The sequence below is a fragment of the Jatrophihabitans sp. genome, assembly GCF_051960575.1.
GTDB lineage: Bacteria > Actinomycetota > Actinomycetes > Mycobacteriales > Jatrophihabitantaceae > JBQCEE01.
Genome location: NZ_JBQCEE010000221.1, coordinates 1 through 8,090 on the forward strand (window position 1 = coordinate 1; position 8,090 = coordinate 8,090).

The following is an 8,090-nucleotide window of genomic DNA, read 5'->3' on the forward strand; positions in this document are numbered from 1 at the left end:
CCGGGTGCGGCTGCGTCCCGTGTCGCACTATCCGCAGCGGCTGCTCGCCGCGCTGCGCGCCGCGGCCCCGCCCGGCGTCGTCGACCCGAACGTCGTCGTCCTGACCCCGGGCGTCTACAACAGCGCCTACTTCGAGCACGCCTGGCTGGCACGCGCCATGGGCGTCGAACTCGTCGAGGGCCGCGACCTGGTCAGCGCCGGCGGAGTCGTCCGCATGCGCGACACCTCCGGTGAGCGGCGCGTCGACGTCATCTACCGCCGGGTCGACGACGAGTACCTCGACCCCGTGCAGTTCCGCGCCGACTCGATGCTCGGCTGCCCGGGCCTGCTGACCGCCGCCCGCGCGGGCAACGTGACGATCGCCAACGCGGTCGGCAACGGCGTCGCCGACGACAAGCTGATCTACACCTACCTGCCCGACCTCGTGCGCTACTACCTGCACGAGGAACCGGTGCTCCCGAACGTCGACACGTGGCGCCTCGAGGACCCGGGTGCGCTCGAGGAGGTGCTCGACCGGCTCGACGAGCTCGTCGTGAAGCCGGTCGACGGCGCGGGTGGGCGGGGGCTGGTCATCGGACCGCAGGCGTCCAGGCAGGAGCTCGACGCCCTGCGCGCGCGGCTGATCGACGATCCACGCGGGTGGATCGCGCAACCGGTCGTCCAGCTGTCGACGGTGCCCACGCTCGTCGGCAACAAGGTCGCGCCCAGGCACGTCGACCTGCGGCCGTTCGCGGTGAACGACGGCGACGACGTCTGGGTGCTGCCCGGGGGGCTGACCCGCGTCGCGCTGCCGGAGGGGTCGCTGGTCGTCAACTCCAGCCAGGGCGGCGGTTCGAAGGACACGTGGGTGCTCTCGGGTGCGCGCAAGCCGACCCCGCCGCCGATCAAGGCCGCGCCGCCGTTCGCCTACGCGCCGCTGCCCGCCGTCGACCGGTCGGACGACGGTGGCTACCAGCAACAGCAGCAGCAACAACAGCAGCAGGGGACGTCGTGCTGAGCCGCATCGCCGAGTCGCTCTACTGGATCGGCCGCTACGTCGAGCGCGCCGAGGACACCAGTCGCATCGTCGACGTGCACCTCAGCCTGCTGCTCGAGGATCCGTGGGCACCCGAGGACGTCGTGTGTGCGTCGCTGCTGTCGGCGATGGGACACGAGCCGGCGGACTCCGTCGGGCGGGCCGAGGTGCTCGACACGCTCGCCTGGGACGCCACGACGCCGGCCTCGGTGCTCGGGGCCGTGGCGGCCGCCCGTGAGAACGCCCGACGCAGCCGCGAGGTGATCTCGGCCGAGCTCTGGGAGAACATCAACGTCACCTGGCACGAGGCGTCGCGCCCCGGCCGGCGGGCTCACCCGCACGCGTTCCTGACCTGGGTGCGCGAGCGCATGGCGACGTTCAACGGCGTCGCCGACAGCACGCTCTCGCGCGACGAGGCCTGGCAGTTCCTCGTGCTCGGCCGCAGCATCGAGCGTGCCGACATGATCGCGCGGCTCGCGGCCGCCCGGGCGCTGGCCGGCCCCGCCGGGCCCTCGTGGGTGACGCTGCTGCAGAGCTGCGGTGCGTACCAGGCGTTCCTGCGCAGCGCGCGCGGCTCGCTCGACGAGCGCCGTTCGGCCGAGTTCCTGCTGCTCGACCCATTGTTCCCACGTTCGTTGAGGAGCGCGCTGACCCGGGCCGAGCGCTGCCTCGAGGACCTCGCCGCGCTGCACGGGCCGGCCCAGTCGAACCGCACGGGGTCGATCGGCAGCCAGGCTCAACGGGTGTTGGGGATGATCAGGTCGGAGCTCGAGTACGCCGCGCCCGCCGAGCTGCTCGAGGACGTCTACGAGGTGATGGGACGCGTCCAGAGCTCGTGCTCGATGGCCTCGGACGCGATCGCACAGCGCTACTTCCCGCACGGCGTCGTCCTGAGCTGGGACGCTGTGTCATGACCACCCCACGAAATCGCTCCGCACAAGGCGCTCCACGATTCCGCGGGGGCCCCGGATGAGCGGTCCCGTCCGGTACAGCATCACCCACACGTCGCACTACGCCTACGACCACGCGGTCGGCGCCTCGTTCAACGAGACGCGGCTGACGCCGAAGCTGGTGCCGTGGCAGGCGCCGCTCGACTTCAACCTGCAGGTCGAGCCGGTGACCTACCAGCACCGCTACGTCGACTACTGGGGCACGCAGGTGCGCATCGTCGAGGCCACGCAGCCACACCGCTCGCTCGACATCCGCGCCACCAGCGTCGTCGAGATCAACGCGTCGCGGCGCGAGCCGGCCGACGCCCTCGGCTGGGACGTCGTGCGCGCGGCATCCGTCGCCGACCGCTGGTGCGAGTTCCTCGCACCGACGCGCCTCACCGAGGTGCCCGACGATCTCGCGGCCCGCGCCGAGGAGCTCGCCGGCACGCACTCCCCGGATGCCGCGGCGCGCGAGATCAGCGCCACCGTGCACGACGCGCTCACCTACCGATCGGGTGTCACCCAGGTGCAGTCGCCCGCGTCCGAGGCCTGGGCCTCGCGGGTGGGCGTCTGCCAGGACTACGCGCACCTCGTGGTCGGCGCACTGCGGCACGTCGGTCTGCCGGCGCGGTACGTGTCCGGCTACCTCTACCCGTCGCACGACCCGGACGTGGGGGAGTCGGCCGAGGGCGAGAGCCACGCCTGGGTCGAGTGGTGGCTCGGACGCTGGGTGGCCTTCGACCCCACCAACCTCATCGAGGTCGCGAACCGGCACGTGCTCGTCGGCACCGGCCGCGACTACGCCGACGTGCCGCCGATCAAGGGCATCGTCGCCGGCGGCCACAGCTCGACCGACCTCACCGTCCGGGTCGACCTGCACCGCGTCGCCTGATCACGCACGGTGATCATCGGGCGTGAGCGCGGTCTCGTCGGGCCCACAGTTATCGCCTCGGCACGCTCGGGTACCTCCTCTGTGTACGCGAAGGACGCCGAACAGAGGAGAGTTCCATGAGCGCCGTTGACAAGATCAAGAACAGCATCGAGGACGTCGAGGGCAAGGCCAAGGAGGCCCTGGGCCGCGTGTCCGGCGACCGCTCGACCGAGAACGAGGGCAAGGCCGACCAGGCGAAGTCGGACCTCAAGCAGGCCGGCGAGAACGTCAAGGACGCCTTCAAGCACTGACGCCCGCGCGAACGCGGCGACGGCCCCGTGTCCCCCTCGGGACGCGGGGCCGTGCTGCGTCCGGGTGCGCGCGGCATGACGCCCGCCGCTAGGGTGCCGAAGCGTGACGGCACCCAAGCAGCAGCGGCGCGGCCGCAAGATCGCGATGACCGACGCGGAGCGCGACGCGTTCCTGGCCGACGAGCGCACCTGCCGCGTGGCCACGATCAGCCCCGACGGCCCGCACGCCACGCCGCTCTGGTTCGGCTGGGACGGCACGTCGCTGTGGCTGTACTCGATCGTGAAGAGCCAGCGCTGGGCCGACCTGCAGCGTGACCCGCGGATCGGTGTCGTCGTCGACGCCGGCGTCGACTACTTCGAGCTGCGCGGTGTCGAGATCAACGGCACCGTCGAGATCGTCGGCGACGTGCCCCGCACCGGCGGCGACGACCCTGCCCTGGCCGACATCGAACGCCACTTCGCCCGCAAGTACATGGGCGGCGACGACATGTTCCACGACGGTCGCCACGCGTGGTTGCGCGTGACCCCGACGAAGATCAGCAGCTGGGACTTCCGCAAGCTCGCCGACCTCTGACCCGCGCCGAGGCCTGTTTGCGCCCCCAGCTGTCGGCCGGACGCGTCCGAACCGTCAGGTGGCGGCGCAAAGCCGCATCACGGACGGCGGCTCAGCCGAACTCGACGCCCTGGGCGAGGGGCAGCTCGGTCGAGTAGTTGATCGTGTTCGTCGCACGGCGCATGTAGTTGCGCCAGGCGTCCGAGCCGCTCTCGCGGCCGCCGCCGGTCTCCTTCTCGCCGCCGAACGCCCCGCCGATCTCGGCACCGGACGGGCCGATGTTGACGTTGGCGATGCCGCAGTCGCTTCCGGCCGCCGACACGAAACGCTCGGCCTCGCGCAGGTTCAGCGTGAAGATCGACGACGACAGCCCCTGCGGCACGGCGTTGTGCAGCTCGATGGCCTCGTCGAAGTCGGTGTAGGTGAGCACGTAGAGGATCGGCGCGAAGGTCTCGGCCCGCACGATGTCCGACTGGGTCGGCATGCGGACGATGGCCGGCTGCACGTAGTACGCGTCCGGCGCCTCGTCGGCCAGCACCCGCTCGCCACCGGCGACCACCGTGCCGCCGTTGGCCTGCGCCTTCTCGAGCGCGTCCGCGTAGCCGCGGTACGAGGCGGCGTCCACGAGCGGGCCGACCAGCGTGCCCTCGGCGAGCGGCGACCCGATCGGCAGTGACCCGTAGGCCGCGGCGAGACGCTGCACCAGCTCGTCCGCGATCGACTCGTGGACGATGACGCGGCGCAACGTCGTGCACCGCTGCCCGGCGGTGCCTGCGGCCGAGAACACGAGCCCGCGGACGGTGAGGTCGAGGTCGGCCGACGGCGCGACGATCGCGGCGTTGTTGCCGCCGAGCTCGAGCAGGGTGCGGCCGAAGCGGGCGGCGACGCGCGGGGCGACGGCGCGGCCCATACGGGTCGAGCCGGTCGCGCTGACCAGCGCGACGCGATGGTCGTCGATGAGCGCCTCGCCGACGGCCGCGTCGCCGAGCACCACGGACGACAGCCCCGCCGGCGCGCCGACGCGACGGGCCGCCTCGTCGAACAGTGCCTGGCACGCCAGTGCCGTGAGCACGGTCTTCTCCGACGGCTTCCACACCACCGGGTCACCACAGACGAAGGCGAGCGCGGCGTTCCACGACCACACCGCCACGGGGAAGTTGAAGGCGCTGATGACGGCGACGACACCGAGCGGGTGCCACTGCTCCATCATCCGGTGGCCCGGACGCTCGCTGGCGATGGTGAGCCCGGTGAGCTGACGCGACAGACCGATCGCGAGATCGCAGATGTCGATCATCTCCTGCACCTCGCCGAGGCCCTCCGAGCGGATCTTGCCCGCCTCGATGCTCACCAGCGCGCCGAGGTCGGCCTTGTGCTCGCGCAGCAGCTCGCCGAGCTCGCGCACGAGGGCGCCGCGCACGGGCGCGGGCACGCTGCGCCACGTCGTGAATGCCGCTGCCGCCTGGCCGACCAGCTCACCGACCTGCTCGGGGGTGTGCGCGGTCAGCCGCGCCAGCTCGCCGCCGGTGATGGGGGAGCGGGCGACCAGGTCGCCGCCCTCGGGCAGCGTCACGCCGAGGCGCGACAGCACGGCGCGGGTCTCGTCGAGCACGGCGTCGTGCGTCGGGACGGTCATGGCGATTCCTCACAGGTCGGCGGACTTACGGCTGTCACTCTATGCCGTAAGTTGCGCTTATGCCCACCACCGGCCTGGACGTGACCCGCATGCGGTTGCTGCGCGAGGTCGGCCTGCGCGGCAGCATCGCCGCCGCTGCGCGCGAGGTGGGACTCACGGCGTCCGCGGTGTCGCAGCAGATCGCCGCCCTCGAGCGCGACACCGGCCTCGCCCTGCTCGACCGGTCGCCGCGCGGCGTCGCGCTCACCGGCGCCGGCCGCCTGCTGGCCGCCCGCGCGGGCGAGGTGGCCGACGTGCTCGAGGCCGCCCGGGCCGATGTCGAGCGGCTCGCCGGCACCGTCGGCGGCGTGGTCGCCGTCAGCGCGGTGGCCAGCGCGGCCGCCACGTTCGTGTCGGCCGCGGTGGGCGCGCTGCGCGACGAGGCGCCGGGTCTCGAGGTGGTCGTCGCCGCGGCCGAGCCGGCGTCGTCGCTGGCCCGCCTGCTCGCCGGCGACGCCGAACTCGCGATCGTCGACGAGTACGACGGTGTGCCCCTCGCCCTGCCCGAGGGCATGCGCACGACGCCGCTGGGCGACGAGCCGCTGGTGTTGGTGCACCCCACCTCGCGCCGACCGCCGCGGCGTCTGGCCCGGCTCGGCGACGAACGCTGGGTGCTGCCGCCGGAGGACGCCGCCTGCGGCCGTGCGGTGCGGGTCGCCTGCCGGGCCGCCGGGTTCGAGCCGCACGTCAGCTGGGAGACCGACGACATGCTGCTGCTCGCGCGCGCGGTCGCGGACGGGCACGGCATCACCCTGCTGCCGCGGCGCTCGGTCGCGGCCGACGTCGACGGGATCGCTCGCGCGGCGGTCGACCCGGCGATGCGCCGTCGTCTCGTCGCGGTGACGAGGGTGAGCGTCGCGTCCCGGCCGGCCGTCCAGACGGTGCTCGCCGCACTGCAGCAGGCGGCGCGTCGCGCGGGCCGCTGACGCCGTCCGGGGGTTCGGGACCTCCGGCCCGACCCGCCGATGTAGCAGGACCCCCCCTTGACAGCGCGGAACGACACGCGTGTAATTTCAGACGTGTCCTTCTTCGCAAGGCCGCTCATCCCCCCGCTGGACACACCCCCCGTTCTTTTGGAGGACGCCGTGACCGAGCTGTCCCACGATCTCCCCGCCGACGAGCTGGCCGACCTGTTCGGCCTGCCCGACGAGGCCGGCTGGCAGGAGCGCGCGCTCTGCGCCCAGACCGATCCGGAGGCGTTCTTCCCCGAGAAAGGCGGCTCGACCCGCGAGGCCAAGCGCATCTGCACGGGGTGCGAGGTGCGCAGCGAGTGCCTCGAGTACGCCCTCGAGCACGACGAGCGGTTCGGCATCTGGGGTGGCCTGTCCGAGCGCGAGCGGCGCCGCCTGCGTCGCCGGGCGGTCTGACCCTGCTGCATCGGCCCGTCGGCGGGGCTGCCCGTCCCGGGGGCTCGTCCGTGCCGTCAGTGGTGGACGGCGCCGGTGGCCACGGCCTCGAAGGCCGACCCGGGCACCCGCTTGAGCTGGTCGAGGTTCGCGTCGTCCCACCCGCGCCAGCTCGCCCCGCTCAGGTACCAGTTCGAGCCGTTGTCGGCGACGAACATGCCGTACCGCTTGAGGCAGCGCAGGATGACCAACGCCGCGCCGGTGTAGCCGCGCAGCGGGAACGACGCCTTGAGCCGGAATCGCGCCCCCATCGGCGGCACGTCCGGCGAACCGGTCGAGCCGGCCTGGTGCCGCGCCGGCAGGATCCAACCCCGCTGCGTGCGGCTCACCGTGAAGCGCAGCGCGTGGTCGATGTGGCCCGCCGCGATCTCGTCAGGACGCACCAGGCCCGGCAGGATCGGCAGCCCGGCCGCATCGGCCGACGTCCATCCGGCGGGCCGCAGCCGGTCGGACCGCAGGTCGAAGACGGCGCCCGAGTCGGCCGCCCAGCCGTGCACCGTCCGGCGTGCGCCGTACAACTCGTAGAGATGGCAGTTCCGGGACGCGACCAGTACATGCCGATCGCCACCGGCCTCGACGCGGGCGGTGAGCGGCACGGGGTAGGGCCCCGGGTCGCTCTCGTCGCCGTAGGCGGTGAACCGGATCGGCACGCGCGGCTGCGTGGCCGGCACGACCACGTACGGGATGCCGTAGGACGGGTTCGACCCGAAATCGGGATGCAGACGGGTCGTGGCGCCGATGCTGCGCACCCACGCCGCCGACCGGGGCGACACCGCGAAGCGCGAGATGTCGGTGCGCCACGCGTTGTCGGCCGGGAACAGCGGGCACCCGGCGATCCTCGCGCCGCCGACCGCGGCGGCGTCGACACCGTGGCTGCCCGTGGCGTGCTGCGGCCGGGGTGGCGAGGCGGCGGACGTGCAGGCGGCCAGCACCAGCCCCGCCCCGGCGATCCGCACGAGCCGCCGGGGGAGCCGGGCGCGGCTCACGGCGGGTCGATCTCGTCGACGTCCCGGCCGAGGTACTCGGCGACCAGTTCGGCCACGACGGCGAAGACGAGGTCGCCACGGTCGTCGCGCTCGACGGCGCGCGCCTCGACCGGGCGGCGGTAGACGACGATCGTCGGGCGGGCGATGCCGGGGACGCCGGTGCGGAACAGGCGGCCGAGGGGAACGCCGCGGTCGACGATCGCGTCGTGGTCGTAGGCCAGCTCGTCCGGCGCCTCGCCGGTCGGCGGCACCTCCTCGACGGCGAACTCGACGCCGGCCAGTTCGTCGGCCCAGGCCGCCTCGAGCTCCTCGACCGCGTCCATCACGAGGTCGTCGAAGACCTC

The 8,090-nt window shown here is 73.1% G+C and carries 10 protein-coding genes; 7 read left to right on the forward strand and 3 right to left on the reverse strand.

Translation table 11 applies throughout. The annotated features are described in order from the left end of the window. The 5 genes from ACTHMS_RS12245 to ACTHMS_RS12265 form a co-directional block, all read left to right on the forward strand. Nucleotides 1-997, forward strand: a 997-nt coding sequence (locus tag ACTHMS_RS12245; protein ID WP_440306945.1) for a circularly permuted type 2 ATP-grasp protein, incomplete at its 5' end; no start/stop codon positions are given. Beyond that, nucleotides 991-1,929 (forward strand): alpha-E domain-containing protein, encoded by a 939-nt coding sequence (locus ACTHMS_RS12250; protein WP_440306946.1) that lies wholly within the window; start codon nucleotides 991-993, stop codon nucleotides 1,927-1,929. The genes ACTHMS_RS12245 and ACTHMS_RS12250, both read left to right, overlap by 7 nt. Before the next feature lie 55 nt (nucleotides 1,930-1,984). Then, nucleotides 1,985-2,839, forward strand: a complete 855-nt coding sequence (locus tag ACTHMS_RS12255) for a transglutaminase family protein (RefSeq protein ID WP_440306947.1) — start codon at nucleotides 1,985-1,987, stop codon at nucleotides 2,837-2,839. A gap of 116 nt (nucleotides 2,840-2,955) precedes the next feature. Beyond that, complete coding sequence (locus ACTHMS_RS12260; RefSeq protein ID WP_440306948.1) at nucleotides 2,956-3,129, forward strand: CsbD family protein; 174 nt, start codon at nucleotides 2,956-2,958, stop codon at nucleotides 3,127-3,129. Between the two features lie 145 nt (nucleotides 3,130-3,274). Next, the gene (locus tag ACTHMS_RS12265) at nucleotides 3,275-3,703 is read left to right on the forward strand and encodes a pyridoxamine 5'-phosphate oxidase family protein (protein ID WP_440306953.1); all 429 of its coding nucleotides are present in this window, start codon (nucleotides 3,275-3,277) and stop codon (nucleotides 3,701-3,703) included. A gap of 91 nt (nucleotides 3,704-3,794) precedes the next feature. On the opposite strand, the gene amaB is transcribed toward ACTHMS_RS12265, so the two are convergent. Further along, complete coding sequence (amaB, locus tag ACTHMS_RS12270) at nucleotides 3,795-5,315, reverse strand: L-piperidine-6-carboxylate dehydrogenase (protein WP_440306949.1); 1,521 nt, start codon at nucleotides 5,313-5,315, stop codon at nucleotides 3,795-3,797. Nucleotides 5,316-5,374: 59 nt separating this feature from the next. On the opposite strand from amaB, the gene ACTHMS_RS12275 reads away from it, so the two are divergent. Further along, nucleotides 5,375-6,280 (forward strand): LysR family transcriptional regulator, encoded by a 906-nt coding sequence (locus ACTHMS_RS12275; protein ID WP_440306950.1) that lies wholly within the window; start codon nucleotides 5,375-5,377, stop codon nucleotides 6,278-6,280. 195 nt (nucleotides 6,281-6,475) lie between these two features. Continuing rightward, the gene (locus ACTHMS_RS12280) at nucleotides 6,476-6,721 is read left to right on the forward strand and encodes a WhiB family transcriptional regulator (RefSeq protein WP_440306954.1); all 246 of its coding nucleotides are present in this window, start codon (nucleotides 6,476-6,478) and stop codon (nucleotides 6,719-6,721) included. A gap of 56 nt (nucleotides 6,722-6,777) precedes the next feature. On the opposite strand, the gene ACTHMS_RS12285 is transcribed toward ACTHMS_RS12280, so the two are convergent. Together ACTHMS_RS12285 and ACTHMS_RS12290 are read right to left on the reverse strand one after the other, a co-directional pair. Next, nucleotides 6,778-7,746 (reverse strand): hypothetical protein, encoded by a 969-nt coding sequence (locus tag ACTHMS_RS12285; protein WP_440306951.1) that lies wholly within the window; start codon nucleotides 7,744-7,746, stop codon nucleotides 6,778-6,780. Then, the coding region (locus ACTHMS_RS12290) for a metallopeptidase family protein (protein ID WP_440306952.1) at nucleotides 7,743-8,090 on the reverse strand (348 nt) is incomplete at its 5' end. The genes ACTHMS_RS12285 and ACTHMS_RS12290, both read right to left, overlap by 4 nt.

Excerpts from the sequence above, each read along its gene's own strand:
- ACTHMS_RS12255 (WP_440306947.1), top strand. The coding sequence starts at position 1,985 with ATGAGCGGTCCCGTCCGGTACAGCATCACCCACACGTCGCACTACGCC.
- ACTHMS_RS12265 (WP_440306953.1), top strand. The coding sequence starts at position 3,275 with ATGACCGACGCGGAGCGCGACGCGTTCCTGGCCGACGAGCGCACCTGC.
- ACTHMS_RS12275 (WP_440306950.1), top strand. The coding sequence starts at position 5,375 with ATGCCCACCACCGGCCTGGACGTGACCCGCATGCGGTTGCTGCGCGAG.
- ACTHMS_RS12260 (WP_440306948.1), top strand. The coding sequence starts at position 2,956 with ATGAGCGCCGTTGACAAGATCAAGAACAGCATCGAGGACGTCGAGGGC.
- amaB (WP_440306949.1), bottom strand. The coding sequence starts at position 5,315 with ATGACCGTCCCGACGCACGACGCCGTGCTCGACGAGACCCGCGCCGTG.